The 24829-nt window shown below is 69.1% G+C and carries 39 protein-coding genes and 1 tRNA gene; 15 read left to right on the top strand and 25 right to left on the bottom strand.

What is annotated here, in order from left to right; translation table 11 throughout:
- The first annotated feature begins 14 nt into the window (after window positions 1–14).
- A complete protein-coding gene (locus tag ACIBQX_RS18670; protein WP_397005976.1) occupies window positions 15–380 on the top strand; it encodes a hypothetical protein in 366 nt (121 codons plus the stop codon).
- 207 nt (window positions 381–587) lie between these two features.
- Here the strand turns inward: ACIBQX_RS18670 and ACIBQX_RS18665 are convergent, their stop codons facing one another.
- From ACIBQX_RS18665 to ACIBQX_RS18575, 19 genes are all read right to left on the bottom strand, one after another.
- Entirely contained in the window at window positions 588–845 is a 258-nt protein-coding gene (locus ACIBQX_RS18665) for a hypothetical protein (protein ID WP_397005974.1), read from the bottom strand.
- Window positions 842–982, bottom strand: a complete 141-nt coding sequence (locus ACIBQX_RS18660) for a hypothetical protein (protein WP_397005972.1) — start codon at window positions 980–982, stop codon at window positions 842–844. The genes ACIBQX_RS18665 and ACIBQX_RS18660 overlap by 4 nt, the downstream gene beginning before the upstream one ends.
- 75 nt (window positions 983–1057) lie before the next feature.
- Window positions 1058–1195 carry a hypothetical protein gene (locus ACIBQX_RS18655; protein WP_397005970.1) on the bottom strand — a complete coding sequence of 46 codons (138 nt, stop codon included), beginning with the start codon at window positions 1193–1195 and terminating at the stop codon, window positions 1058–1060.
- 216 nt (window positions 1196–1411) lie between these two features.
- Window positions 1412–1591, bottom strand: coding sequence for a hypothetical protein (locus ACIBQX_RS18650; RefSeq protein WP_397005968.1), 180 nt, complete (start codon window positions 1589–1591; stop codon window positions 1412–1414).
- Between the two features lie 85 nt (window positions 1592–1676).
- Window positions 1677–1856 (bottom strand): hypothetical protein, encoded by a 180-nt coding sequence (locus tag ACIBQX_RS18645; protein WP_397005966.1) that lies wholly within the window; start codon window positions 1854–1856, stop codon window positions 1677–1679.
- A gap of 248 nt (window positions 1857–2104) precedes the next feature.
- A complete protein-coding gene (locus tag ACIBQX_RS18640; protein ID WP_397005964.1) occupies window positions 2105–2317 on the bottom strand; it encodes a hypothetical protein in 213 nt (70 codons plus the stop codon).
- On the bottom strand, window positions 2317–2532 hold the full coding sequence (locus ACIBQX_RS18635; protein WP_397005962.1) for a hypothetical protein: 216 nt from the start codon (window positions 2530–2532) through the stop codon (window positions 2317–2319). The genes ACIBQX_RS18640 and ACIBQX_RS18635 overlap by 1 nt, the downstream gene beginning before the upstream one ends.
- Window positions 2533–2798: 266 nt before the next feature.
- The gene (locus ACIBQX_RS18630) at window positions 2799–4916 is read right to left on the bottom strand and encodes a hypothetical protein (protein WP_397005960.1); all 2118 of its coding nucleotides are present in this window, start codon (window positions 4914–4916) and stop codon (window positions 2799–2801) included.
- Window positions 4913–5212, bottom strand: a complete 300-nt coding sequence (locus ACIBQX_RS18625) for a hypothetical protein (protein ID WP_397005958.1) — start codon at window positions 5210–5212, stop codon at window positions 4913–4915. The genes ACIBQX_RS18630 and ACIBQX_RS18625 overlap by 4 nt, the downstream gene beginning before the upstream one ends.
- The gene (locus ACIBQX_RS18620) at window positions 5212–5673 is read right to left on the bottom strand and encodes a DUF3307 domain-containing protein (RefSeq protein ID WP_397005956.1); all 462 of its coding nucleotides are present in this window, start codon (window positions 5671–5673) and stop codon (window positions 5212–5214) included. The genes ACIBQX_RS18625 and ACIBQX_RS18620 overlap by 1 nt, the downstream gene beginning before the upstream one ends.
- Entirely contained in the window at window positions 5670–6932 is a 1263-nt protein-coding gene (locus tag ACIBQX_RS18615; protein ID WP_397005954.1) for a hypothetical protein, read from the bottom strand. Before ACIBQX_RS18615 ends, ACIBQX_RS18620 begins: the two co-directional genes overlap by 4 nt.
- Complete coding sequence (locus ACIBQX_RS18610) at window positions 6929–7258, bottom strand: hypothetical protein (RefSeq protein ID WP_397005952.1); 330 nt, start codon at window positions 7256–7258, stop codon at window positions 6929–6931. Before ACIBQX_RS18610 ends, ACIBQX_RS18615 begins: the two co-directional genes overlap by 4 nt.
- A 96-nt stretch (window positions 7259–7354) precedes the next feature.
- On the bottom strand, window positions 7355–7654 hold the full coding sequence (locus ACIBQX_RS18605) for an HU family DNA-binding protein (RefSeq protein ID WP_397005950.1): 300 nt from the start codon (window positions 7652–7654) through the stop codon (window positions 7355–7357).
- A 99-nt stretch (window positions 7655–7753) separates the two neighbouring features.
- The gene (locus ACIBQX_RS18600) at window positions 7754–7894 is read right to left on the bottom strand and encodes a hypothetical protein (protein ID WP_397005948.1); all 141 of its coding nucleotides are present in this window, start codon (window positions 7892–7894) and stop codon (window positions 7754–7756) included.
- A complete protein-coding gene (locus tag ACIBQX_RS18595; protein WP_397005946.1) occupies window positions 7891–8028 on the bottom strand; it encodes a hypothetical protein in 138 nt (45 codons plus the stop codon). Before ACIBQX_RS18595 ends, ACIBQX_RS18600 begins: the two co-directional genes overlap by 4 nt.
- A 124-nt stretch (window positions 8029–8152) precedes the next feature.
- Window positions 8153–8296, bottom strand: coding sequence for a hypothetical protein (locus ACIBQX_RS18590; RefSeq protein WP_397005944.1), 144 nt, complete (start codon window positions 8294–8296; stop codon window positions 8153–8155).
- A complete protein-coding gene (locus tag ACIBQX_RS18585; protein ID WP_397005942.1) occupies window positions 8293–8517 on the bottom strand; it encodes a hypothetical protein in 225 nt (74 codons plus the stop codon). Before ACIBQX_RS18585 ends, ACIBQX_RS18590 begins: the two co-directional genes overlap by 4 nt.
- 76 nt (window positions 8518–8593) lie before the next feature.
- Window positions 8594–8758 carry a hypothetical protein gene (locus ACIBQX_RS18580; RefSeq protein ID WP_397005940.1) on the bottom strand — a complete coding sequence of 55 codons (165 nt, stop codon included), beginning with the start codon at window positions 8756–8758 and terminating at the stop codon, window positions 8594–8596.
- Between the two features lie 9 nt (window positions 8759–8767).
- Complete coding sequence (locus ACIBQX_RS18575; RefSeq protein ID WP_397005938.1) at window positions 8768–8974, bottom strand: helix-turn-helix domain-containing protein; 207 nt, start codon at window positions 8972–8974, stop codon at window positions 8768–8770.
- Window positions 8975–9244: 270 nt separating this feature from the next.
- Between ACIBQX_RS18575 and ACIBQX_RS18570 the strand changes: the two genes are divergently transcribed.
- The 7 genes from ACIBQX_RS18570 to ACIBQX_RS18540 all read left to right on the top strand — a co-directional run bounded on the left by ACIBQX_RS18570 (window position 9245) and on the right by ACIBQX_RS18540 (window position 14106).
- Window positions 9245–9445 (top strand): hypothetical protein, encoded by a 201-nt coding sequence (locus tag ACIBQX_RS18570; protein WP_397005936.1) that lies wholly within the window; start codon window positions 9245–9247, stop codon window positions 9443–9445.
- Window positions 9442–9987: a DUF6879 family protein gene (locus ACIBQX_RS18565; protein ID WP_397005934.1), complete on the top strand. Its 546-nt coding sequence runs from the start codon at window positions 9442–9444 to the stop codon at window positions 9985–9987. Before ACIBQX_RS18570 ends, ACIBQX_RS18565 begins: the two co-directional genes overlap by 4 nt.
- A gap of 17 nt (window positions 9988–10004) precedes the next feature.
- The gene (locus tag ACIBQX_RS18560; protein ID WP_397005932.1) at window positions 10005–10862 is read left to right on the top strand and encodes a helix-turn-helix domain-containing protein; all 858 of its coding nucleotides are present in this window, start codon (window positions 10005–10007) and stop codon (window positions 10860–10862) included.
- A 45-nt stretch (window positions 10863–10907) separates the two neighbouring features.
- Window positions 10908–11267, top strand: a complete 360-nt coding sequence (locus tag ACIBQX_RS18555; protein ID WP_397005930.1) for a hypothetical protein — start codon at window positions 10908–10910, stop codon at window positions 11265–11267.
- A 364-nt stretch (window positions 11268–11631) separates the two neighbouring features.
- Window positions 11632–12000 (top strand): hypothetical protein, encoded by a 369-nt coding sequence (locus tag ACIBQX_RS18550; RefSeq protein ID WP_397005928.1) that lies wholly within the window; start codon window positions 11632–11634, stop codon window positions 11998–12000.
- Window positions 12001–12072: 72 nt separating this feature from the next.
- Window positions 12073–12858 carry a hypothetical protein gene (locus tag ACIBQX_RS18545; RefSeq protein WP_397005927.1) on the top strand — a complete coding sequence of 262 codons (786 nt, stop codon included), beginning with the start codon at window positions 12073–12075 and terminating at the stop codon, window positions 12856–12858.
- A gap of 18 nt (window positions 12859–12876) precedes the next feature.
- Window positions 12877–14106, top strand: a complete 1230-nt coding sequence (locus ACIBQX_RS18540) for a tyrosine-type recombinase/integrase (protein WP_397005925.1) — start codon at window positions 12877–12879, stop codon at window positions 14104–14106.
- Between the two features lie 80 nt (window positions 14107–14186).
- On the opposite strand, the gene ACIBQX_RS18535 is transcribed toward ACIBQX_RS18540, so the two are convergent.
- A tRNA-Pro gene (locus ACIBQX_RS18535) sits at window positions 14187–14260 on the bottom strand.
- A gap of 61 nt (window positions 14261–14321) precedes the next feature.
- The gene (locus ACIBQX_RS18530) at window positions 14322–15215 is read right to left on the bottom strand and encodes a metallophosphoesterase (RefSeq protein ID WP_397005923.1); all 894 of its coding nucleotides are present in this window, start codon (window positions 15213–15215) and stop codon (window positions 14322–14324) included.
- A gap of 59 nt (window positions 15216–15274) precedes the next feature.
- Between ACIBQX_RS18530 and ACIBQX_RS18525 the strand changes: the two genes are divergently transcribed.
- A complete protein-coding gene (locus ACIBQX_RS18525) occupies window positions 15275–15730 on the top strand; it encodes a GatB/YqeY domain-containing protein (RefSeq protein ID WP_397005921.1) in 456 nt (151 codons plus the stop codon).
- Between the two features lie 115 nt (window positions 15731–15845).
- Here the strand turns inward: ACIBQX_RS18525 and ACIBQX_RS18520 are convergent, their stop codons facing one another.
- Window positions 15846–18116 (bottom strand): transglycosylase domain-containing protein, encoded by a 2271-nt coding sequence (locus tag ACIBQX_RS18520; RefSeq protein ID WP_397005919.1) that lies wholly within the window; start codon window positions 18114–18116, stop codon window positions 15846–15848.
- 241 nt (window positions 18117–18357) lie between these two features.
- On the opposite strand from ACIBQX_RS18520, the gene ACIBQX_RS18515 reads away from it, so the two are divergent.
- A complete protein-coding gene (locus tag ACIBQX_RS18515) occupies window positions 18358–18654 on the top strand; it encodes a WhiB family transcriptional regulator (RefSeq protein ID WP_148036282.1) in 297 nt (98 codons plus the stop codon).
- Between the two features lie 44 nt (window positions 18655–18698).
- Here the strand turns inward: ACIBQX_RS18515 and ACIBQX_RS18510 are convergent, their stop codons facing one another.
- Complete coding sequence (locus ACIBQX_RS18510) at window positions 18699–19826, bottom strand: ArsA family ATPase (RefSeq protein ID WP_397005917.1); 1128 nt, start codon at window positions 19824–19826, stop codon at window positions 18699–18701.
- Window positions 19823–20824 carry an ArsA-related P-loop ATPase gene (locus tag ACIBQX_RS18505; protein WP_397005915.1) on the bottom strand — a complete coding sequence of 334 codons (1002 nt, stop codon included), beginning with the start codon at window positions 20822–20824 and terminating at the stop codon, window positions 19823–19825. The genes ACIBQX_RS18510 and ACIBQX_RS18505 overlap by 4 nt, the downstream gene beginning before the upstream one ends.
- Window positions 20825–20902: 78 nt before the next feature.
- Between ACIBQX_RS18505 and ACIBQX_RS18500 the strand changes: the two genes are divergently transcribed.
- Genes ACIBQX_RS18500 through ACIBQX_RS18485 form a run of 4 tightly spaced genes read left to right on the top strand, consistent with a single transcriptional unit; the run spans window position 20903 to window position 23143 of the window.
- Entirely contained in the window at window positions 20903–21058 is a 156-nt protein-coding gene (locus ACIBQX_RS18500; protein WP_165959776.1) for a hypothetical protein, read from the top strand.
- Complete coding sequence (locus ACIBQX_RS18495) at window positions 21055–21513, top strand: RidA family protein (RefSeq protein WP_397005913.1); 459 nt, start codon at window positions 21055–21057, stop codon at window positions 21511–21513. The genes ACIBQX_RS18500 and ACIBQX_RS18495 overlap by 4 nt, the downstream gene beginning before the upstream one ends.
- A gap of 38 nt (window positions 21514–21551) precedes the next feature.
- A complete protein-coding gene (locus ACIBQX_RS18490) occupies window positions 21552–22358 on the top strand; it encodes an NUDIX hydrolase (RefSeq protein WP_397006794.1) in 807 nt (268 codons plus the stop codon).
- Window positions 22355–23143 carry an MBL fold metallo-hydrolase gene (locus ACIBQX_RS18485; protein WP_397005911.1) on the top strand — a complete coding sequence of 263 codons (789 nt, stop codon included), beginning with the start codon at window positions 22355–22357 and terminating at the stop codon, window positions 23141–23143. The genes ACIBQX_RS18490 and ACIBQX_RS18485 overlap by 4 nt, the downstream gene beginning before the upstream one ends.
- On the opposite strand, the gene ACIBQX_RS18480 is transcribed toward ACIBQX_RS18485, so the two are convergent.
- Entirely contained in the window at window positions 23125–23856 is a 732-nt protein-coding gene (locus ACIBQX_RS18480; RefSeq protein WP_397005909.1) for a Crp/Fnr family transcriptional regulator, read from the bottom strand. The two genes, ACIBQX_RS18485 and ACIBQX_RS18480, sit on opposite strands and share 19 nt — an antisense overlap.
- 199 nt (window positions 23857–24055) lie before the next feature.
- Between ACIBQX_RS18480 and nth the strand changes: the two genes are divergently transcribed.
- Window positions 24056–24811 carry an endonuclease III gene (gene nth / locus ACIBQX_RS18475; protein WP_397005907.1) on the top strand — a complete coding sequence of 252 codons (756 nt, stop codon included), beginning with the start codon at window positions 24056–24058 and terminating at the stop codon, window positions 24809–24811.
- The last annotated feature ends 18 nt before the right edge of the window (window positions 24812–24829 follow it).

Here is a 24829-nt window from a genome sequence, read left to right as displayed (position 1 = left end):
CTGAGGAGGGGCGCATGCAGGTCAAACTGTTCGGCCGCGAGCCCGCGGTCATCCTGTACGTCATCAACGCCGTCGTGGCGTTTCTGGCCACCGTTCCGGCGGTCGGCCTCACCGCGGAATCGTCCGGCTGGGTGATGACCATCGCCAACGGCGTCGTCGCCCTGCTGGTCGCCATGCTGACCCGTCCGTTCGTCGTGTCCGCCCTGACCGGCGCCATCTCGACGGTGTTGACCGGGCTGGCGGCGTTCGGGCTGCCGTTCACGGAGCAGCAGACGGGCGCGTTTGTGATGGTCGTGTCGGCGGTGCTCGGCCTGGTGTTGCGGGCGAACGTGTCGCCTTCGCCGGCGACGTCGGAGTATCCGCCTGGCACGCACGCTTAAGGTCGTCCCGTCTGCGGCTCTGTCGTGGGCGGGCGCGGGGCGGCTGGTTGCTCGGGACTTCCGGCCGCCCCGACAAACCGTCTGCTGAGTCCCGGCGCGTGAAAGCCCGTCCTCCCTGGTGGGAGGACGGGCCGTTTTGTTGTGCGCGCCTATCCTGATGTGTGGGAGCCCCGGCCCGTGGGGAAGCGTGGCCGGGGCTCTCTCCTGCTAACTGGCCGGCGCCTCGTCGGCCTGCCAGTACGTCTCGTCCAGGTAGGAGACGACCGTCAGCCGGCCGCCGTGGTCCTCGGCGTTGTGTTGCTCGGCGGATGCGCGGGCGGCCTGGTCGCTGCGGTAGTGGCTGGCGGTCCACCTGCAGCCGCCGCACCGCCAGGCGCGGTCGTAGCGGTGCGGGTTGGCCCACACGTCGATGCCGTGCCCCCACACCACCATCCCGGCCGGGATGGTCACGGTGGCGGCCGTCACTCGTCGTCGGGCTCCAGGCCGAGCGTGCGGGGGTTCTTCCTCCGCTCGGCTTCGGCCTCCATCTGCGGCTTGACGCCACGGCGGAGCAGCTCTCCGAGCAGCAGGGCCTTGCTGTCCGTCTTCGTCGTGTCCTTCACGCTGTATCCCTTCGTCGGTGCCGGGGCCTTGCCGCCCCCGGAGTCCCGCCCGACGGCTGCCGGGCGGGCGCAACGTCAGCGGCTTCTGGAGACGCGGCCGAGCCGCTCCCGCCAGGCCACCTCGTCCACGTGGTCGCGGTTGGCCTCCTGGTCCCGCTCGCGGTCGGCGTCCCGCTCCTCGTCGGTCCTGTCATCGATCGGCAGTGCGTCCATGTCGCTCCTCTCGTCGGGGGCCGGTCGCCCCGGGCACCCCACCCGACGTGGGCCGGATGGAGCGCCCCGGACGGCCGGGTCAGCGGGGCGCGACAGGCCGGCGTGCGTGGTATTCGAGGTCGAGGTCTGCGGCGGGTACGGCCCGGCGGCAGGTCGAGCACCGGAAGATGATCGGGCCCTCGTCGAGCGCGGTCGTGCAGCGCGGGCAGCGGCGGTTCACCGGGACCGCTCCCGGGCGACCGCGCGGCCGACGCGGGGCAGCTTCGCTTCCGCGTCCCGGATCCGCTTCTGGCTCGCCTGGTTGCGCGGGTCGTCCTCGCTCTCCACGTGTGGCGCGTCCCGCAGCGCGGCGGTGAGCTCGTCGCGGTCGGCCTTGTCGCCGAGCAGCTTGCGCATGCCGTTCTCCTTCTCGTCGTTTGGTGGAGCTGGCTGCTCCGGCCGTCCGCCCGACGCCCCTCATGCCGGGCGGACAACCGCAACGTCAGCGCTCCCTGCCCTCGCCCTTACGACCGGGAAGGGGCTCGCCGAGCATGGCGAGTAGCGCGGTTCCCGCTCTCTTCTGCGCGGCCACGCGAACCGGCGACCATTCCGGCCGGTGGGCGTTGTTCGCGACTTCGGACAGGCTGTCGAGGTACTCCTGCTGCTGCTTGTTCGATGCCATGTCGTGCTCCTTTCGCGTGGAGCGCTCTGCTCCGGACACCCCGCCCGTTCAGGCGGGCGGGGATCCGCAACCTCAGCGCCGGTGTCGGCCGGACCCTTCGCAGTCGGTGCAGATGACGGCGACGAGACGGCCACGGATGGGCTGCTGGAACCGGCCGGTCCCACCGCAGTCCCCGCACAAGCCCTGGGCGCGGGCCTCGGACGGGCCGAGGTTGCTGTTCCGCCACGCGGCCGGCCGCACTGACCCCGTCACGCCGAACCCCGATCGGACCCCACGCCCCCGAGCGGGTCGCGGCGGCGGTCACGGGCGAGCAGCCAGATCGAGCCGATGGCCAGCACCGCCTCGCCGAGCAGCGCCAGCCCGGCCAGGGCGCGCTGGTCGGCGAGCAGCAGCCACATCGTGAGCAGCGTCCCGCCGCAGATGGCGGTGGCGAGGGCGGCGAGCTTCAGGAAGACGGCCATCAGAACGACCCCCGAGCCTTGCGGGCGGCGTCCTTGATCCGCCGCTTGGCGTCACGCTCGCCGCGCTGCCTGACAAGTTCGGCCTGGGCCTTGCGCTGCTCGTCGCGGCTGACACCGAACCCGTTCGCCGTGTGGGCGAGCTGGTTGAGGTGGTTGGTGTTGCGCGCCTGCCCCTTGGCGCGGGCCAGCTTCTCGGGGCTCATCCGGTCGAACATGTGTACTCCTCTTAGCTGGTCGGGTGTGTGGGGAATGGGGGAGCGGATGCTCCGGGCGGCCCTCCCGAAGGGGGTGGGAGAGCACCCGCAACCACCGCTGCGAAGCGATCTTTAAGGGGTAGCGGCCCCGAGAGAGGTAGCGGCACCGCTACCGCAGGCCGCTACCGCCTCCATCAGGGAAAACACGCCAAGGTAGCGGGTAGCGGGAGCCCCTCACTGACGCCTCCAGATGCCCCTCAGAGGGGTTCAGAGGGGTCCGGCCGCCGCTACCCACGGCCGATCTCCCGCCGCTCCACAGCGGCATCCACAGCCGTCCGCTTGCATCCCTTCAACACCTGACCAGACGCCTTCACGTTCTCCGACGGGACATCCAGACCACGCAGCAGCGCCGACAACGACTCCGCCGTCACGTCGCCATACGCCTCCGGCCGGTGCTCCGCCAGCAACTCCGCCAGCCACTGCCACGGCAGCGCCGAACGACCCGCCGGCCACACCCGCTGAACGTCCACCAGCACATCCACCCGCGGCGTCTCCTCCCGGCCAGCCCACGGAGCAACACCGCCGCGGAGCTGCATCGCACGAGCCAGGATCTTCTTCGCTGTCTTCTCGTCCGGGAACTGCGAGCGCACAGCGGTCGGCGAGGCGAGGCCGGTCACCATCCCCCACCCGGCGTCGATCTCCGGCCGGAAGCTCGTGCCGGTGACACCCCGCTTGTACGAGCCTGTACCGAGGATCATGTCGTTCGCGATGTGGTCCTGCACCGCGAGACACCAGCGCATGTTGACGCAGCGGGTGATGCCGGGCGGCAAGCTGTCCTTGTCCGGGATCTGCGTCGCCAGGATGAAGATGATGTTGAGCGCACGGCCGCGCTTGATGGCCCGTTCCGCGTTCGCCGCGGCCTCCTTCGATGCGCCGAACAGCTCGTGCACCTCGTCCAGGACGACGATGACGGGGTGTAGGCCGACACCGGCGGCGGCGAGCTCAGGGGTCACCTTGCCCTCCGGCGCCTGGCCTTCCGCCCGGAACTTCTTGATCAGCTTGCCGCGCTTCTCAGCCTCCGCCAGGGCCCATGCGATGATGCGTTCGCCGTCCTCGATGGCCTCATCGTCGACACCGCACACGTACGTGGAGCACAGGCCGGCATCGTAGAAGTCGGTGAAGTCGCCCGTCCCCTTGTACTCAGCAATCTTGAACTCGACGTACGGGTCCAACGCGCCGACCAGCGCCAACGCCCGCGCGGCGTACGACTTGCCCGAGCCGGGCATGCCGCCGATCAGCCAGTTCCGAGCGAACAAGGGTGCGGCCACGCCACGCTGCCGCTGGTCAGCGCCGAACTCGACGGGCTCGAACACGCTCGTCCGCGCTCCGTCGGCGGCGATCGACCAGCGCGGCGGCTTCATCTTCGACGCGGGCTGGTAGCCGACCCACAAGTCCACCTGCCCGGCGTGGTCAGGGCCGACCGTCGGCCACACCTGGTCGACCGGCAGCCGCAGCGCGGAGGACAGGCCCTCGCGCGCCTCGCACACCTTGACCGCCTCAACGCCGAGCGGCAGGTTGATGCGGGCCAGCTGACCAGGCCCGTCGCGGTGAATCTGCGTCGGGAACGTGATCTTCTTCGGGTCCTTCAGGCCGCTGATGCTGAGCGCGCACAGCGCCTCACGCACCTTCTCCGCCGTCAGCCGCTCGTAGCGGGTCACCGTGACGGCAGGGCTGGTCAACGGCTTGTCGACCGGCCTGCCAGCGCGGGCCAGCCCGAACAGCACGCTGCCCCAAAGCGGCACCTGCGCCCACCAAGGCAGCGTCAACCACGCCGCTACGCCGCCACCGGCCGTCGCCACGATCGCGCCGCTGGCGAGCGGCAGCCGCGACTTGACGTTGTCCTTGCGCTTCGCCTTCAACCGCTCATACTCGTCGACGTTTCCGCTGGCGAGCACGAGCTTTCGGGCGGGCGTGGTCTCCATGTCCCAGGTCCATCGCCACCCCTTGGCGATGAGCCGGCCGCCGCCGACGGGCGCCCACCGCAGCGCACGCCCCACGTACACCGGAGCGCGGCTGGCCTGGAATGCGACCCGGTATCCGGCCTGGCCTGCGGCGTAGCGGGCCGCGGCCTTGATGTCCTGCTTGGAGCGCGCCCACGCGGGCACGATGGCCTGACGTTCGACGACCGCGCGGCCGGTGATGGTGGCGAACACCTGCGGCGGCTCCGGCTCGGCGGGCAGGTCGACGGGCGGGCCAGTCAAGGTCTCTTCGACGGCGACCTCCGCGTCCTGCTCCTGCGGGAGCTCGACCTCGCGGACGGCGACGTTGCCGCGCTGCTCGCCGCTGGGCTGGTCCATGGGCTCCTCTTCGGGCGGGTTGGGGACGACGTGGAATGGCCTGGTCACGACGCCTCCATGTGGATCGCTGACGGACTGGTCATGGCCTCGACGACGACTGCGGCGAGGGTGAGTGCGGAGCCGACGGCTGCGGCGGCATGCCAGCAGATCCGGCAGGCGTAGACGAGGACGAGCAGGGCGGCCACGATGGCTATTCGCAGCGTGCCGAGCAGGCATCCGGCCCAGCCGGCGCGGCGGGCCCGCTCCCGGTAGTCGCTGGTAGTGCGGGCGTCGGAGGTGACTGGCCGCAGGGAGAGCAGGACGAAGAACAGCAGGACGATGGCGCCGGTCAGGAAGTTCGACATCAGGCACCTCCGGCGATGGTCAGGGCTGCGACGAACAGGAACAGGACGTGGAAGGACTGGTCGAGCGCGTAGGCGCCGGTGCCGCACGGGGCCGTCTCCGGCGTGCCGAGCTGGTAGAAGTCGGCCTTGCCGAGACGGTCGGCCAGGCGGGCGAGCGTGCTGCGCCGGTCGGCCCAAAAGTGAGTCGCCGCGTCCACCGTCAGGCCGGCGGCCAGGTATGCGGGGTGAACGTCGAGTCCGGTCACGGTGGTGAGCGCGAGCAGGGCGGCCAGCTTGACGATGGTCAGCGCGATGACGTGGCGGGCGCACCAGATACGGCCCGCACGTCCGGGTGCACCCTTGCCGCACGCCTGCCGGTGCGTCTGCACCCAGTGGTCACCCACCTGGTGCGCGGCGTACAGGGCGCAGAACACCGCGGCGAAGACGGCCAGCTTGGTCAGCGTGTACATGTCCACGGTCACGCCTTCTTTCCAGGAAGTAGCGCCCGCCGGATCCGACCGTCCATCTCGGCCTTCCACTCGCGCGCCTTCTTGGCCCCGTACTGGGGCGAGCAGTTGCCCGCGACGGCGAGTTCGGCGCCGGTCGGGATGCGGCGCTCGACCTCGACGGATGTCTTCCAGTGACGCCACATGGCGTCGGTCGCGCGGGTTTCATCCGGGGTTTCGATCTCGGTTTCGTTCGGAGTTTCATCGCCGCCCTCCGCAGGGAGATCAACAGGGCTCTCTGCGGGCTCGGGTGAAACCTTGATCTCAACCTCGTGCGTGGTTTCGTTCTCGGTTTCGGTGCGGGTTTCGTCGGCGACCTCGTCGAGGACCGCGAGCGCCGCCGACTGCGCCCGGATGAGTGCGGCCTGCGCTGCCGTCACCTCGTCGCGGGTCCGGTCGAGCAGCACGCTCGTCTCCGCCGTCGTCTCCTCCGCCTGCACGGCGAGGATCGACGCGACGGGCGACTGCTCGCCATACCGGACGGCCCAGCGCAGCGCGGTCCAGGTCTCCGACCTCCACAGCAGCCACCGCAGCGCACTGAACTTGGGGGCGCGCGGGTCGATCAGGCCCTGCTCGCGGAGGGCTTGGCGGTGCTGGTGGCGGGAGTGCATCGCCCACAACCACGGCGAGAGGACGGACGCGCCGCCGAACATGACGGCCTGGTCGTCGAACCGCCAGTCGGGGGCGTAGTGGTAGTAGTTCAGCGCGCCCACACCGAGCGCGATGGCGTACGAGGTGACGCGCAGCCGCATCACCGAGTCACCCTCGATCAGCGCCGTGTGCGCGTGCCAGCCCACGTAGATGGCGATCGTCTCGATGACGGCCGCGGTAGCGATGGCCTGCAGCGGCGACCAGCCGAACCCATTCGCCTCCGTGCTGGCCGAAAAGGCGGTGACCTGGCCGACGACGGCGACGACGTTGACGCCGACGATCGCGCCGACGAGGACGAAGGCGTGCCACCACTTCTGCAGGCGGGCCTGCCAGGCGGTGACGCGCTCGCTGCGGGCGGTGGCACTGCTGGTCTTGCGGGTGCGCTTACGGTCCTGGCGGAGCTGCTCGCGTTCGGCGGCCCACTCCTCGTCGCGGCGGGCCCTGTCGCGCTTGGCCTCGTCGCGGATACGGTCGGCCTCAGCGCGGGCCGCGGCGTCGGCGGCGAGCCGCTCGGCCCGGCTGGGCCGGTGCGGTGCAGGCGGCGCGGTGGCGGTCCCGTTGACGCGCTCGTGCGTGGTGGTCATCGCTGCACGTCTCCGTTCGGGAAGGCCCGGTCGTATCCGGCGTCGAACTGCTCGCGGGTGCGGGCCAGCGGCCAGCGGCGGCGCGGGCGGCGCTGCACGGCCGCGAGCTCGCGCACGGCGGCCGCGATGTCAGCGAGGTCACCGCGCAGGCCGGTGAGGTCCTCGTGGATCGCCAGCAGGGCGTTGCCGATGCCGGCCTGCGCGTCGCGCTGCGCGGCGGCGGCACTGTCCCAGTCGTAGGCGTTCGTGGCGCGGCGGCAGTTGCCGTCGGCCGCCTTGTCGAGGAGATCGCGGGCCTGGTCGGCGCTGGTGGGTGTGGTGGTCATGGCTCCTGCTTCGTGTCTGTGGGTGGGTCGGCGTTGGTGCCCGCCCCGGGCGTTGCTCCCGGGGCGCCGGCTGGTTCCGGTCGGGCTGGGCGGGTGTTAGGCGTTGACGAGCGTCCGGCCGCCGCTGTTCACGACGTCCTTGAACCCGGCGCCGGGGCGGAACTTCGGCGCGTGACTCTCGGCGACGTCGACGTCCTCGCCGGTGGACGGGTTCTTCGCGGTGCGGGCGGGGCGGTGGACGCGCTCGAACTTGCCGAACCCGATGACGACGACGTCCTCGCCGGTGGCGACGGTGTCCTGGATGGTGTTGAAGACGGCGTTGACGATCTCGGCCACGTCGGCCTTGGTCTTGCCGGTGGTGGTGGCGACGGCGGCGGCGAGCTCGGTCTTGTTCATGTGCTTCTCCTTCGTGGTGGGAGTGGAGCGGCTCCCGTGGTGTGCTCCGAGTGCCCGTCTGGGACTCGCACCCAGAGGTCTGCTGGTCGGGCTGGTGAGTCAGGCCGGGGTGTTCCAGCAGTCGTCGCAGTCGCGGCACTGCCAGGTGTCGGCCAGGCGTCCGTCGTCGTCGCGGTCGTAGCCGCCGTGCATGGTGTTGGCGCTGCCGCAGCTGGGGCAGATGGGGGCGACGCCGGTCATCGCTTGCCCCGTGGCTTCGGGTCGTGCTCGTCGGTGGTTTCGGTGGGGCGGGCGGACTGCCAGCGGTTGAGCCGGTCCAGGTCGCCGGTCAGGTCCTGGGCGAGGCGCTCCATGGCCTCCTCGTGCGGGGTCATCGCTGGCCTCCGTGGTGGTCCCTGTCGGGACAGGGGACCTTGACCAAAATCCATCGCGTGGGGTCGAACTCGACCCAGTCGAGGCTGACGGTGCCCGTGCCGTCGCAGGTCGGGCAGGGGGCCGTCACCGCTTGCTGCACTTCGTGCAGCCGGGGTGGGTGCACCCGCCGCGGTCCATGAGGGTTCGGGTGCCGACCGGGCGGGAGGCGTTGGCCTTGAGGATCTGGTCGAGCTGCTTCTGCGTGTCCTTGATCTCGGCCGGGCTCACCGGGTCGCCGCCTTACGGTCGCGCCGGTCGGCGAGGGAAACCACGTTGGCGGGCAGGGGAGGGGCGGGCATGCCCGCCAGGGGGGCGTGGCCGGCGTGGTCGAGTTCGCTGGCGGCAACCATCGACAGTCGGGTGGCCCATTCGACCAGCTGCTGCAGCGTGGCGACGGGGACGGCGATCGTGTCGGGGGTGGTGGCGGGGATGCCCGTAGACTTGGGCATAGATCTCTCCTCCTGGGTGACGGGTTGGCGGGATCAGGCGGGGCCGGGTGGCGCAATCACCTCGGCCTCGCCGCTGTTAGAGCGAGATGTTGGTGAGGAAGACGGAGAGCTGGTTGGCCCCGGCGGTAACGCCGTGGATGACGGTGTTGACGGCGTCGGCGGCGTTGGCCGGGCGGGTAAACAGGTAGAACCCGATGAACGCGAGGACCACGTAGAGGGCCACCTTCTTGAAGCGGTTCATGATCGTCCTTCACTCTCCGTCCGGCTGATAGGCGGACATCTGCGCGGTCACGTCGGACTCGCGGAACCGGTACTGACCGCCTGGAGTCCGCGTCGAGGGGAAGCGGCCGGATCGCGCCCACGCGGTGACCGTACGAGGGGCCACGTTGAACACCTCCGCAACCTCCCATCGCGTGAGAAGCCGCTCCGAGGATGGCCGCGACTGAGTTCTGGGCACGGCGAACTACCTCCAGGGCGTGATCAAGGGAATCGGACTTTCAGTCGTGTCTGCGCTGCTTGAGCGGACACGTACTCATGCTGTCTCTGGCAATCGCATAAGTCAAGCATTGCGCGAAAAATGCTTGAGATGGCGTAGGCTCAATCAAGCCAGGTTCCGCGTTCCCGCACATCAGCCCCGTCCGACGCATCAGCTCAGGCGGGGCTGATTGCTATAACCGGCGCAACTTGCGAGCATTGATGTCGGGAATGCGAACCGGAAGGACGAGACATGCACATCGATTTCCTGTGGAAAGACGACGCCTCGGGCGGCGGCGGATGCCCCGCGCTGTACCGCACCCCCGGCGGCTACGTCGTCCAGGGCAAGAAGCTCGACCCCGAAACCCGGGCGCAACTACGCCAACTCCTTGACGACGAGGACGGCGTGTTCGTCCCCGACAACGTCCTCGACCGCCTCAAGGACCTGGCATGACCTCAGGTCGACCGCTCACTCCAGAGGAGTTCGGGGAGGAGATCCACCAGTTCGACCGCGACGCCTTTCGACTCGAACTCCAAGACCAGTACCTGGAAGATGAAGAGACGAGCCTCTTCGCCGCATGGCGTCGCAGCGAACCCTTCCCGCCGACCAAGATCTACCGAGCGTGGTACGACCACATCGCCGACCACGTCCGAGCAGGCCGACACGTGCAACGGGTTCGTGTCCAGCAGGACCCGCCAACCCCCTACCAGCAGTTCGAACGCTGGCTCGACCACTGGAACGTCCAGGCCGGCGAAGACATCCGCTACCTCACACGGCAGCAGGCGCACGACATCGGCCTACTGCCATCGGCAGGCAACACCGACTGGTGGCTTCTCGACTCGAACAAGCTCATCGTCATGCACTTCGACGAGCACGGCCACCGCATCCACAACGAGCTGGTCACCGACCCGCAGGTCGTGACCCAGGCGTGCACGTGGCGGGACCTGGCAGTCCACCACAGCGTCCTGGCGACAGGCCAGAACGCGCCCGTCTGAAGCAGAAGGAAAGAACCGTGGAATCCCTCCAGGACTGGTTGACCCAGCCCGACGGCATCGCCACCCGCCTGCGCATGCTCCGTGCGCAGGCGGGTCTGTCCGGCAAGGCGCTGGCAGACTCCCAAAGCTGGGCGCAATCGAAGGTGTCCCGCATTGAGAGCGGCGCGCAGATGCCAAGCCCTGCCGACATTCAGGCATGGGCGGTCGCGTGCAACGTCGGCGGCGCCGAGTTGGACGAACTACTCCGCCTTGGCGACACTGCCCGGGGTATGCGGGAGGCGTTCCGATCCCGCATGGCTCGTGGTCAGGAACATGTGCAGGCTGACCACAACGACCTCACAGCCCGATCTCACCTGATTCGATACTTCGAGACTGTGTGGGTTCCCGGGTTCCTGCAGGTGCCGGACTATACGCGTCGGGTTCTCACAGAGATGACCAGCCTGCACGATCTCCAGATCGACGACGTTGACGCAGCCCTGGCCACGCGCATGCAACGTCAGCAGATGCTCTATGACCCCAGCAAGCAGTTCGAGTTCCTGATTTGCGAGCCGGTCTTGCGCTGGCTGATATGCCCGCCCGCAGTGATGCGCGAGCAGCTCGACCGGCTCCAGAGCGTCATCGGGCTCCCGCGCATCCGCTTCGGCATCGTCCCGATGGGCGTGGAGCTGACGACGACGCCGCAGAACAGCTTTCAGATCTATGTCGGCGCAGATGGGCCTGTAGTGGCCGTCGAAACGTTCATCACCGAGACGTTCGTCCGTGGTGACGAGGCGGAAGCCTACGAGCGTGTAATGGCCAGGCTCTGGGAGCAAGCTGCGACCGGGGATCAGGCTCGGCGGCTCATCATCGCTGCGATAGAAGCTCTCGAACCGTAAGACATCAACGAGCTGGCCACGGCCAGCTGAACCGAAGGAGTCATCTTGCAGGAGCCTGGCCGTACCTTCCGTGAGGCGTGGATCGCCGGCGTGCACCGGCACTTCCCGGGCGAGCCGAAGCCCGGCTACGTCACACCGTGGGAGGACACCCCGGATTGGGAACGCTCGGCCGCTGCGGCGGTGGAAGAGCAGGTGCGTGCGTTCGTCGATGCTTCAGCCGGCCGGACGGCGCGGTTGACTCGGGAGCAGCGCGGCCGGTTTGTCGCGATCTGCTGGACGGCGCAGATTTTCCGGCACTTCGACGATCCGAAGCCGTCGTACGTGGCCGACTGGGCCGACTTGCCGGAGTGGCAGAGGGAGACGGACGCCGACATCTTCGACCGCATCGAGCAGGTGCCGGTGTAGGGGTGAGCGGCAGCAGCGAGGCGGTGGCGGCTGCCGTCATCGTGGACTGCGGGCGGGTACTCCTCGCCCGCCGTCGCGTTCCTGCAAGCGCATCTCGTGTAGCCCGTCCGGTCTGCCCTAAAATGTCATGGTCAATTACAAACGGTTGCTCCCACGACGCCCGCCCTGAATAGCGGAATTAGGGCAGCCAATTCTTACCTATCAGGTATAACCTGCGGATTCGCTGGGAAAACGAGCAAATGTCACGATCCAATAACGCGCCTTGCCCCCCGCAGGAAGTAAGCGTTAGGTGACTGGAAGGCAGGAAACAGGACGAGTGGGGCGTCCCAAACCCGGGCCCAAGCGGGACCCCAAACGTCAGGAGGTGGCGGCGATCAACAACGACGTTGACCGATCGGTCCAGACAGGCGAAACAGCAGCAACCAGCACCAACGAAACCACCGGGGACGGCTTCCTGCAACGCCGCCTCGCGCGTGCCGAAGGCCTGCTCGAAGCCGCCCTTCGAGAAAACTTCCGGCTGACCTGCCAAATACGCGACCTCGAAATGGGCCAGATGCCGCCCGAAGTCGAACACGGCCTGGCCAGCCGAACCGCACGCATGCGCCCCCTCCAAGTCGTCGTCGACGGCCAACCCCTCATCCTCGCCATCCCAGCACGAGGCATCCAAGAACCGGCCACACGCCGCCAAATGTGGCGCAGCCTCCACGAACGGTACGGAACACAGGAGCAGTAGAAAGTGCAGCGCCCCGACCGCTGGGAAATCGTAGAAATCGTAGAAGTAGAAAACCTGCTAGAAACCCTCTTCGTGCCCGCCGTCGCACGCCCAAAGAACGACGAGCACCTCATCATCGAAGTCGACGCGTCCCTACGCGGACGGGCACGAGCCGAAGCGATCAGCACCGTCCACAAGTCGGCCAAACACCGCCGCCACAGGGAAGCCCTGCTACCCATCCCCATCCTGGTCGGCGCCTGGGAGGCGGTACGCGCCTCCCAGCGGGGTGCGGTAGCCTCCGCCGCTGTCGCAGCCACCGTCGCAGCCGGGGCGCTCAGCCTCGCCGTCATCGAGCGGAACCCTCCACCGCTCGCCCAGCCCAGGGCGACGGCGGTCAGCACCGCGACCACGTCCCTCGCCACACCACCAGCCGCGACACCGACCACCACCCGACCAACCACACAGCCCACCCCCACCAGAGCGAAGCCGACCACCCGGCAGGCCCGCAGTGAGGAACCGCCACCCGCCCGCACCACGCCCACCAGACAGCCCCAAAAGACAACGCAGCCAGAACCAGAACTGACCCGGCAGCCGGACCACCCCGACAAGCCCACCCCCACCCGCAGCCGCGCTTCAACCCCGCCCCGCACCCGGTCGGCGAGCCTGGCCCGGCAGCCGACAGCCGCAAAGGCAGCGGAGGAGGAGGGAAACGAACCGCTGCCCACGGTTGTCGTGCGGCCTACAGTGGACGTGCCGGCGACCATCCCGGCGCCGGTCCCGCAACTCGAACCGACAGCGGGACTGGAGCTGTCAACCGGCGGGCGGAACTGCCGGCTGGTCGAGGTCGAGGTCGGCGAACTCGTTCGCGTCTGCCTGTAGTTCTCGGAAGGTGTCACCATGGCGTACATCCGCCGCCTCGACAGCGGCCTGTGGCAGGCCACCGTCCGCATGCCCAACGGCAAACGCACCACCAAGTCGAACCGGCTCAAGAGCGTGGTCGAAAAGTGGGCCAAGCAGCTGGAAGCCAAATTCGACCAGGGCGACGTCCGCGACCCGAAGGCCGGCCAAATCAAGGTCGCCGACTGGTATCAGCGGTACGCCGCCTCCCGCGTCATCGAAGCCCCCACCCGCACCAAAAACGACTCACTGTGGCGCACCCACTGCCAGAACCGGTGGGGCGACTGGCCCATGCAGGCCATCCAACGCGTCGACGCCCAAGCGTGGGTAGGCGACCTGCAAGAAACCCGCCGCGCCCGCCACCAAGGCAAACCCGCCACCTCATTCGACGACCCTGACGAGATCCCGTTCATCAGCGCGGCCACCATCCACGACGTCGTCCACCTGATGACCGGCATGTACAAGGCGGCCATCAGGCAGGACCCGCCCATCGTGCTGACCAACCCGTTCGTTGACCTGGAGCTGCCGAAGCGGGGCGCCACGCAGGTGGAGTTCTACGAGCGCGCTGAGGCGGACGCCCTCTACGACGCTCTGGAGCGGCTGTACGGCCCGAAGTGGCGGACCCTGGCTGAGCTCGGTATGGACGTCGGACTGCGGCCGGGTGAGATCTACGGGCTGCACGGGCATCGGGTGGACTGGATCCGCGGGCTGCTGTCCGTGGTGGACGTGGCCACCCGGCAGGGCCTGCGCGAGTACCCGAAGAGTATGAAGTCGAACCGGACGGCCCCGGTGCCGCCCAGGACGCTGGAGGGGATGAGCCGGCTGATGCAGGGCCGGCAGCGTACCGGTCTGGTGTTCACGGCGCCGGAGGGCGGCCCGGTCGATGACGGAGACTTCCGTAACCGCGTCTGGTATCCGGCGGTGGAGGCGGCCCGGCTGTGCGGCGGCCGGTCGCCGGGGGAGGCGGGCGACCGGGAGGTGTTCGTGGAGGGGGAGTGCGGCGCGGTGTGCGACAGTGCGGCGCATCGGATCCGCCGGTTCTCGCCGAGGATCATGCGGCACACCGCGGCCAGCTGGCTCGTGCAGGACGGGGTGCCGTTGTACGACGTTCAGGCGCTGCTGGGTCACGAGTCGTTTGAGACGACGCAGCGTTACGCGCATCTGGCTCCGGACGCCCATGAGAAGGTCGTCGAGTCGTGGAAGCGGCGTGCGTCCGGCAACGCCAATTAGCGATCTTGACGCATGGGTGACGCACGATCACGAAAAAGGCCCTTCCCGGATCTCTCCGGAAAGGGCCTTTCACCTGCGAGTCGGGGTGGCGGGATTTGAACCCACGACCTCTTCGTCCCGAACGAAGCGCGCTGCCAAGCTGCGCTACACCCCGCTGCACGCCAACTTGCTCGTGCCTGGGAAAGTCTAGCCGACTTCGCGGGTGCTTGTGACCATCATCGGCGAGGCACCAGCGTCAGCAGGGAGGCCTCGGGGAAGCAGGCGAACCGGGCCGGGGCGTACGGGGAGGTGCCGAGGCCGGCCGAGACGTGCAGCCAGGCCGCGTCGTGGCGGCTCAGGCCCTTGACGCGGGCCCTGTCGATGCCGCAGTTGGTGACCAGGGCGCCGTAGAAGGGGATGCAGAGCTGGCCGCCGTGGGTGTGGCCGGCCAGCAGGAGCTGGTAGCCGTCGTCGGCGAAGCGGGTCATGTTGCGCGGCTCGGGGGAGTGCATGACGCCCAGGCGGAGGTCCGCGTCGGTGGGGGCGGGGCCGGCCACGAGGTCGTAGCGGTCGCGGGAGATGTGGGAGTCGTGGATGCCCGCCACCGCGACGTCGAGGTCGCCCACCTTGATGCGGGCGGTGGTGTTGTTCATGTCGAGCCAGCCTTCGGCGGCCATGCCGGTGCCGAGCTCCTCCCAGGGGAGGGAGGGGATGTGCTGGCGGCGGTCGTTCTTGGAGGTGCGCCAGAGGTAGCGGGCCGGGTTCTTGGGCTTGGGCGCGTAGAGGTCGTTGGAGCCGTACACGAACAGGCCCGGGCGGGACAGGAGCGGCTCCAGGGCGTGCAGCAGCGACGGGACGGCGTCGGGGTGGGCGATGGAGTCGCCGGTGTTGACCACCAGGTCGGGCTCCAGGGAGCCGAGCGAGCGCACCCAGTTGATCAGCATCGTCCGGCGCGGTGTCAGGTGCAGGTCCGACAGGTGCAGGATGCGTACGGGACGCTGTCCGCGGGCCAGGACCGGCACGTCGAAGCGGCGCAACCGGAACCAGTTGCGCTCCACGACCGAGGCGTATCCGAGGCCGGCCAGGCCGAGGCCGAGCACTGACAGGGGTACCGCGACTGCTTTCCTCACCCTCTCATGATGCCCGACATCCGGCACAGCCCGTCCGCGCAGACGGCAAGATGGACGGCATGAGCGCATTGAAGGACAAGCTGAAGGCCGATCTGACGGCCTCGCTTAAAGCCCGGGACGAGGTTCGTCTCCGGACGATTCGAATGGCACTGGCGGCGGTGAACGTCGAGGAGGTCGCGGGCAAGCAGGCCCGGGAGCTCTCCGACGACGAGGTCGTCAAGGTGCTGACCAAGGAGGCCAAGAAGCGGCGGGAGGCGGCGGAGGCGTTCGGTAACGCCGGGCGCGCCGAGCAGGCCCAGGCGGAGCTCGACGAGCAGGCGGTGCTGGAGGAGTACCTTCCGGCGCAGCTGTCGGACGAGGAGCTGGGCAGGCTCGTCGACGAGGCCGTCGCGGAGACCGGGGCCTCCGGCCCGCAGGCCATGGGACAGGTCATGAAGGCCGTCAACCCGAAGGTGGCCGGGCGGGCCGAGGGCGGCCGTGTGGCCGCCGCCGTGCGGTCGCGGCTGGCGTCCTAGCACGTCCCAGCGCGTCCTTGCACGTCCCAGCGCGTCCTAGAACGGTCCCAGCACGTCCTAGCGGCGGCCGGCGCGTACGGGCCCCCGGCGGTGACTGCCGGGGGCCTGCGCCGCGTCAGTCGTCGTTGAGCAGCGGGTTGTCGCGCCAGTCGAGGCCGCCGCGGTCGCTGCCACGGTCGCCGCCCCGGTCACCACCGCGATCGTCGCCCCTGTCGTCGCCTCCGTCGTCGAAACGATCACCGAAGTCGAAGTCGAAGTCGTCGCCGTCCCTCTTCTTCTTTTTGGGCTTGGGCGCGCAGTGGTCACCGCAGCCGCCGAAGCGGGACTGGTCGACGGAGTGGAACCTGGCCGCCTCGACGCCCTTGAGCGCCGACATCATGGACTGCTTCCAGATGGGGCCGGCGATCGAGGCGCCGTAGACGTACGGGTAGTAGCGACCGCCGATGGTGACGCCGACGAGGTCGTGGGTGAAGGCGCCGCGCGGGTCACCGACGCTGACCGCGGACGCGAGGTTCGGGGTGTAGCCGGCGAACCACGCCGCGGTGTAGCCGTCGGTGGTGCCGGTCTTGCCGGCGGCGTCGCGGCCGATGCCGCCGACGGAGGCCATCGTGCCGCCGGGCGAGAAGACGCCCTTGAGGATGCCGCTGACGGCGTCGGCGACCTCCTCCTCCATCACCTGCGAGCACTTGGGCTTGAACCGGGTGACCTTGCCGTAGCGGTCCTTGACCTCGGTCACCGCGAGCGGCTTGCAGTACTTGCCGCGGGCGGCGAAGACGGCGTAGGTGTTGGCGACGGTGACGGGGTCGACCTCGTTGATGCCGAGGGTGAACGTCTCGAACTCGCCGAGCTTTCCGCCGTCGGCCCGCTTGAGGCCGATGCGCTTGGCCAGCTTGACGACCTTGCAGAGCCCGACCTCCTGCTCCAGCCGCATGAAGAAGGTGTTGACCGAGCCCCAGGTGCCCGTCTGCAGGGTCTTGAAGCCGCCGCCGCCCTCGCTGGAGTTGCGGACGGTGTGGCTCGGGTCGCCGACCGAATTGCCCTTGCAGTCCTTGAAGGAGCTGTTGCTGGCCGCTTCGTAGCCGGCGGGGGCCGGGAAGCCGTCCTTGTACTGCATGCCCTCTTCGAGTGCGGTGGCCAGGGTGTAGGCCTTGGCCGTCGAGCCCTGCTGGAAGCCGCGGCCGCCGCCGTGCGCGACGTCGGCGACCAGGTTGTAGCTGATCTCGTTCTTCTTCTTGTTGCCGCCGAACTTGCGGGAGGCCGCCATCGCCTTGATCTCACCGGTGCCCGGCACGATCATCGCCTGGGCGGCGACCGGCTTGTCCTTGGTGCTGACCATGTTCTTGATGGCCTTCTCGGCGGCCTTCTGCATCTTCGGGTCGATCGTGGTCTTGATGGTCAGCCCGCCGCGCTGCAGGAGCCTGAGGCGCTCCTTGGCGGTCTTGCCGAAGTCCTCGTTGAGCAGGATCTCGTTCTGCACGTAGAGGCAGAAGTACGGGTAGTCGCTGACTTCGCAGCCGCCGGGGAACTTGACGTCCTTGTAGCCGAGCTTCTTGGCCTTGGCCGCGTCGGCCTCTTCCCGCGTGATCTTCTTGAGCTCGGCCATCCGGTCGAGGACGATGTTGCGCCGCTCCAGCAGCAGCTTGCGGGACTTGGGGCCGACGTTCGGGTCGGTCCTGGCGGGGTTCTGGACAGCGCCGGCGAGGGTGGCGGCCTGGACCAGGTTGAGCTCGGAGGCCGGCTTGTCGAAGAAGCGCTTGGCGGCGGCCTGGATGCCGTGGGCTCCCGCGCCGAAATAGGCGATGTTGAGATACTTCATCAGAATCTCGTCTTTGGTGTATTTCTCCTCGATCGCCATCGCGTAGCGCAGCTCGCTGAGCTTGCGGGAGACCGTCGGCGCGATGGCCGCGGCCTGCTCCTCGGGCGTCTCGGCCGCGTTGAAGAGCACCTGCTTGACGTACTGCTGGGTGATCGAGGACCCGCCCTGGGTCACACCGCCGGTGGTAAGGTTTTTGATCAACGCCCGGGTGGTGCCTTCGAGGTCGAGCGGGCCGTGTTCGTAGAAGCGGAAGTCCTCGATCGCGATGAGTGCTGTCCGCATGATGGGCGCGACCTGGTCCAGCGTCACGGACTGGCGGTTCTCGAAGTAGAACTGGGCGATGCGCTTGCCGTCGGCGTCGACCAGCTCGGTGCGCTCCGAAAGCGGTGGCTCGGTGAGATCTTCCGGCTTGAGATCGAGCAGCTCCATGCCGCTCTTGGCAGAGACTCCGGCGCCTCCGACCGCGGGCAGCGCCACGGCGGCCGCCAGCACACCGGCGACGGAGCCGGCCACGATCAGCTTGACGACGTTGAGGACCGGCGAGGAACGATCTTTGCCACGAGCTTGCACACAACCAAGAGTACGTCGAAAGGGTGACGTTATCGGTATCGCACCACCATTTCGCCTTGACTGGCGGGGGTGACTAGTCATTCCCGGTCAAGACTACGGCGAGAAATTGGTCCTCTGGGGTCTGTCGGCCCGAACGTGTAGTTGCGTACGTTCTCAATGCGGCAACTGAATACGGAGGCTCGGCGCCCGCGCCCGTCGGCCCCAAATGACGACTGACCACCTAAGGGGAGTGGGGTCGAAAATGTGGATCACGGATTGGACCTCCCGTGCCGCCTGTCGGGGCGCGGATCCGGACGCGCTGTTCGTCCAGGGAGCCGCCCAGAACAGGGCCAAGCTGATCTGCCGAGGGTGCCCGGTCCGTACCGAATGCCTCGCCGATGCGTTGGACAATCGCATCGAGTTCGGGGTGTGGGGCGGTATGACCGAGCGCGAACGGCGAGCGCTGCTACGGCGGCGGCCTGACGTGGACTCGTGGCGTGAGCTGCTCGAGTCCGCGAAGGAAGAGTACGAACGGACCAATGAGCTGATCGCCGGCTGACGGTCCTCGCATGAGTACGGCCGGTGCCGTCGCCGGCCGTACTTTCATGCCTCAGCCAGGAGCTCTCCGATGCGGCGCAGGCCCTCCAGGTCGTGGACATCCCCGGCCATGGCGGCCACCTGCGCAACCGGCACCGTTGGGTGCGCGCTGACGAAGTGCTCCTGCTCCCGATGCTCGCGCGCGGCGAGCTGCATCCTGCCGGTGTGAAGGCGCAGCACGGCAGCGGTCAGCTCGTGCTCGCCCTTGGCCGCCAGATCCTCCGCCGCGGCGGCGCTGCGTACTCCTGAGAGCGTGGCGGCGGGAGATCTGTGAACCCGGTTGACCACCAGGCCCGCCAGCGGCATGCGCTCTTCGGCGAGCCGCTCGACGAAGTAGGAGGCCTCACGCATCGCGTCGCGCTCAGGGGCGGCCACGACCAGGAAGGCCGTGCCCGGCGCCTGGAGCAGCCTGTACGTCAGCTCGGCTCGCTGCCTGAAGCCGCCGAAGACCGCGTCGAGCGCCGAGACGAACGTCTGCAGGTCCGTGAGCACCTGGGCGCCGAGCAGCTTGGTCATGGCGCCGGCGACGATCCCGAAGCCGGCGTTGAGCAGCCGGAAGGCGTTGCGTCCACCTGCCTTGGCCGGCGCGGTCAGCAGGCGGATGAACCTGCCGTCGAGGAAGCGGCCGAGCCGTTCGGGCGCGTCGAGGAAGTCGAGCGCGGACCGGGAGGGCGGCGTGTCGACGATGATCAGGTCCCACTCGTTGGAGCGGCGGAGCTGGCCCAGCTTCTCCATCGCCATGTACTCCTGGGTGCCGGAGAAGCTCGACGACAGCGACTGGTAGAAGGGGTTCGACAGGATCTGGCGGGCCCGCTCGGGGTCGGCGTGCGCCTCGATGATCTCGTCGAAGGTGCGCTTCATGTCGAGCATCATCGCGAACAGCTGACCACCGCCGTCGCTCTCGCTGATCAGGCGCGGGGTGTTGTCCAGCTCGGTCAGCCCCATTGACTGGGCCAGGCGCCGGGCCGGGTCGACCGTCAGCACGACCACGCATCTGCCGCGCTCGGCGGCCCGTAGCCCGAGGGCGGCGGCCGTGGTGGTCTTGCCCACGCCGCCCGCGCCGCAGCAGACGATGATCCTGGTGCCTCGGTCGTCGAGGATGGCGTCGATGTCGAGGACGGCGGGCTTCTTCACGCTGCTCCCTGGGTGCGGATGCTCTCGGCCAGCTCGTACAGCCCTGCCAGGTCGACTCCCTCGGCGAGCAGGGGCAGCTCGTAGCCGGGGAGCGCGGCTTCGCTGAGCGACTCGCGTTCGGCCTGCTCCAGCTCGGTGCGGCGGGCGTGCTCGACGATCTCCTCGGCGAGTGCCTCGGCGAGGGAGGTGGCGTCGGTGCTGTCGGCCAGCCCGGCGGACTTGAGGCCGAGCGTGAGGTCGCCGACGTCGAAGCGGCCCTGGGCCGCCGCGTCGAGCGTCACCTGGGGCAGGAGGCTCTCGCGCACCATGTTGATGAAGATGCCACCGGTGGGCAGCCCTGCCTCGCGTACTTCGGCGATGCCGTCGAGCGTCTCCTGGACGGGCATCTCCTCAAGCAGGGTCACGAAATGCACCGCTGTTTCCGGACTTTTCACGACCCCGTGGACCAAGTCGGAATGGTTTTTGATCGGGCCGACCTTGGCCAGGCCGGCCACCTCCTGGGTGACGTTCAGGAAGCGCGTGATGCGGCCGGTGGGCGGCGCGTCGAGGACGACCGCGTCGTACACCCGCTTGCCGTCCTTGCCCCGCCGGCGCACGGCCTCGGTGGTCTTGCCGGTGACCAGCACGTCGCGGAAGCCGGGGGCCAGGGTGGTGGCGAAGTCGACGACGCCCATCTTGGTCAGCGCCCGGCCGGCCCTGCGCATCCCGTAGAACATCTCCATGTACTCGAGCATGGCCTGCTCGGGATCGATGGCCAGCGCGTACACATCACCCCCGTCGGGGGCCACGGCGATCCTGCGCTCCTCGTAGGGCAGCGGCGGCAGGTCGAAGATCTGTGCGATGCCCTGCCTGCCCTCCACCTCCACGAGCAGCACCTTGCGGCCGCCTGAGGCGAGCGCCAGGGCGAGGGCGGCGGCGACCGTCGTCTTGCCGGTGCCGCCCTTGCCGGTGACGACGTGGAGTCGCACGCCGTCCCAATCCGTGTCCGCAGAGTCCACGACTTCGAGGCTACCGAACGGTCACTTGCTGAAAGCCCGTGAGCACCCTTTGAGATTGCTCACACTACGCTGAGCCCCATGAAGAAATGGGAGTACCTCACGGCCCCGGTGCTGATTCACAACACCAAGATGATCCTGGACAACTTCGGCGCCGACGGCTGGGAGCTCGTTCAGATTCTGCAGGGCGCCACGCCCGAGCAGCTTGTCGCCTACTTCAAGCGGGAGAAGCAGTGAGTCCTGAGCAGAAGATCGCCGACCTCGGGCTGACGCTGCCCGAGGTGGTCGCCCCGCTGGCGGCCTACGTGCCCACCGTCCGCACCGGTGACCTGGTCTACACTTCGGGCCAGGTCCCGATGGTGGAGGGCAAGCTGCACCAGACCGGCAAGCTCGGCACCGACCTGGGCGTCGACGAGGGCCGCGCGCAGGCCCGCATCTGCGCGCTCAACGCGGTGGCCGCGCTCAAGGCCGAGGTCGGCGACCTGGCCAAGGTCAAGCGGATCGTCAAGGTCGTCGTCTTCGTCGCCAGCGCTCCCGACTTCACCGAGCAGCCCCAGGTCGCGAACGGCGCGAGCGAGCTGCTGGCCGAGGTGTTCGGCGACGCGGGCAAGCACGCGCGCAGCGCGGTGGGTGTGGCCGCCCTTCCGCTCGACGCTCCGGTGGAAGTGGAGATCATCGCAGAGGTCTCCTGAGCCGGATATGTCACCATGACGGGGTGAATGTGGCTGCTATTCGGTTCCCCGATGAGCTCGCCGAGCGAGCGAGGGGCGTCCTGGCCGGACGCGTCGAGCCGGCCCCCGCGCGGGACGCCGCCACGGTGGTGATCCTGCGCGCGGGCCATCCCGCCGGCATCCAGGTCTACCTGCTCCGCCGCAAGGCCACCATGGCCTTCGCGGCGGGTGCGTACGTCTTCCCCGGCGGCTCGGTGGACCCGCGTGACACCGACCAGGCCGTGGCCTGGGCGGGCCCGTCACCGGCTTACTGGAGCCGGGCCTTCGGCACCAGCGAGGCGGTGGCCAGGGGCCTGGTCTGCGCCGCCGTACGCGAGACGTTCGAGGAGTCGGGCGTGCTGCTCGCCGGCCATGCCCCCGGCTCCGTCGTCGAGGACACCACCGGCGACGACTGGGAGGCCGACCGGCTGGCGCTGATCGACCGGTCCCTGGCGCTGGCCGATTTCCTGGCCAAGCGCGGCCTCGTGCTCCGCGCCGACCTGCTCAAGCCCTGGGCGCACTGGATCACGCCCAGGGTCGAGCCCAAGCGTTTCGACACCCGCTTCTTCGCCGCCGTGCTGCCCGAGGGGCAGCGCACCCGTGACGTCGGCGGCGAGGCCGACCAGGTGATCTGGCAGAGCCCGGCGGAGGCGCTGGAGCTGGCGCGCAAGGGGGAGATCTTCCTGCTGCCGCCCACCTACCGCACGCTCAGCGAGCTGGCCGGACACGCCGACGTGAACTCCGTGCTCGCGGCCGAGCGGGAGATCGTCACGATCATGCCGGAGGTCGTGGAGGTCGACGGCGAGTTCAGGCTGGTGAGCCCATGAGCGGCCTGCACATCCCGCTGGACACCCCGGACGGCTCCCGCACCGAGCACGCCGAGAACCTGCTCGCCCCCAACCCGTCGATCATGACGCTCGACGGCACCAACACCTGGGTCATCGGCACGCACGAGGTGGTCGTCGTCGACCCGGGCCCGGACGACGAGACCCACCTGCGCAGGGTCCGCGCCCACCTGGGCGAGCGAAGGGTGACCGAGATCCTCCTCACCCACGGCCACTTCGACCACAGCGGCGGCGCCAAGCGCTTCGCCGAGCTGGTGAACGCCCCCGTGCGGGCCCTGGACCCGCGCCACAGGCTGGGGGAGGAGGGCCTGGCCGACGGGGACGTGGTGACCGTGGACGGGCTGGAGATCCAGGTGTACGGCACGCCGGGGCACTCCTTCGACTCCCTGTGCTTCTGGCTGCCGGCGGACCGGGCGATGCTCACCGGCGACACCGTGCTCGGCCGGGGCACCACGATCATCGCGAGCGACGGCGGCCTGGCCGACTATCTGCGCAGCCTCGACAGGCTCAGGCTGGCGGCCGAGAGCCTGGAGGCGCAGGCGCTGCTGCCCGGCCACGGCCCGGTGCTGCCCGACCCGATCGGCGCGCTCGACGGCTACATCGCGCACCGGCGCGAGCGGCTGGAGCAGATCAAGGAGGCGCGCAGGCAGGGCGCGCGCACCCCCAGGGAGATCGTGAAGATCGTCTACGCGGACGTGGACAGGTCGCTCTGGCCCGCCGCCGAGATGTCGGTGCGGTCCCAGCTCGACTATCTGGAGCGGTTGTAGAGCCGGTCGATGTCCAGGATGACGACGGCCTTGGCCTCGATGCGCAGCCAGCCACGCTGGGCGAAGTCGGCCAGGGCCTTGTTGACCGTCTCGCGGGAGGCGCCCACGAGCTGGGCCAGCTCCTCCTGGGTGAGGTCGTGGTGGACGCGCACGCCGTCGTCGGTCTTGGTGCCGAACCGCTCGGCCAGGTCGAGCAGCTGCTTGGCCACCCGTCCGGGCACGTCGGTGAAGACCAGGTCGGCCAGCACGTCGTTGGTCCGGCGCAGCCGCTGGGCGAGCGCGCGCAGCAGGTGCAGGGCCACCTCGGGGCGGCCGGTCAGCCAGGGGCGCAGGTCGTCGTGGCCGAGGCCGGCCAGCCGCACGTCGGTCAGCGCGGTCGCCGTCGCGGTGCGCGGTCGCGGGTCGAACAGCGACAGCTCGCCGAACATCTCGCTCGGGCCGAGCACGCTGAGGAGGTTCTCGCGGCCGTCGGGCGACGTGCGGGAAAGTTTGATCTTGCCGTCCAGCACGACGTAGAGGCGGTCACCCGTCTCGTTCTCGTGGAAGAGGGTCTGTCCCTTGGCCAGCTGGACCTCGGTGATGCTCGTGCGCAGCGCCGCGGCGCTCTCGCGGTCGAGCGCGGCGAACAGGGGAGCCTTGCCCAGCACATCTTCGGTGTTCACTCTGCCTCCTCTGCTGCCATTGTGACGCACCCCACTGCAGGCGGCACACATAGGTTAGAGGAATGCCCGATGGGCCAGGCTCGCCTCGTGTGTCGTAAGCCGGATGATTCGCGCGCTCTGTCGACCGCGGTGATCCCCAAGGCGAAGTGTACGAACAAAACCGGCGACATGCTTACTCGTACCCTTTCTTCGGCCCCTCTCCCCAACCGTCAGGGGCGCGAGCAGGAGCTCGGGGTTTTACCCTTGCGGCATGGCGACGAACGTGGCGGGTGCGCGCAGGCGTAAGCCGGAGACCCGGCTGGGACTGGTGCGGCGGGCCCGGCGGATGAACCGGATCCTCGCGGAGACCTACCCCGACGCCCACTGCGAGCTCGACTTCGGCGACCCCTTCCAGCTCCTGGTCGCCACGGTGCTGTCGGCGCAGACCACCGACGTGCGGGTCAACCTGACCACCCCGGCCCTGTTCGCCCGCTACCCGACCCCCGACGACATGGCCGTCGCCGACCCCGAGGAGCTGGAGGCCATCATCAGGCCGACCGGCTTCTTCCGGGCCAAGGCCAGGTCACTTCTCGGGCTGTCGGCCGGCCTGCGCGACCGCTTCGGCGGCAAGGTGCCCAGGACGCTCGACGAGCTGATCACCCTGCCGGGAGTGGGCCGTAAGACGGCCAACGTCGTGCTGGGCAACGCCTACGACCCGGAGACCGGCGAGCCGTTCGGCGTGCCCGGCCTCACCGTCGACACGCACTTCCAGCGGCTGGTCAGGCGCTTCGGCTGGACCGACGAGACCGACCCGGTCAAGATCGAGCAGATCGTCGGCGAGCTCATCCCCAAGAACGAGTGGACCGTCTTCTCGCACCGGGTGATCTGGCACGGCCGCCGCATCTGCATCGCGCGCCGACCCGCCTGCGGCGTCTGCCCGCTCGCGGCGCTCTGCCCCTCGTACGGCACCGGCCCCACGAGCGTCGAAGAGGCCCGCAAACTGGTACGACCCGGCCCCTTCTCCTGACCTGGAGGTCCTCAAGGC

The sequence above is a fragment of the Nonomuraea sp. NPDC049714 genome (assembly GCF_044465295.1).
Classification (GTDB): Bacteria; Actinomycetota; Actinomycetes; order Streptosporangiales; family Streptosporangiaceae; genus Nonomuraea.
This window is presented reverse-complemented; position numbering and strand designations above follow the sequence as displayed.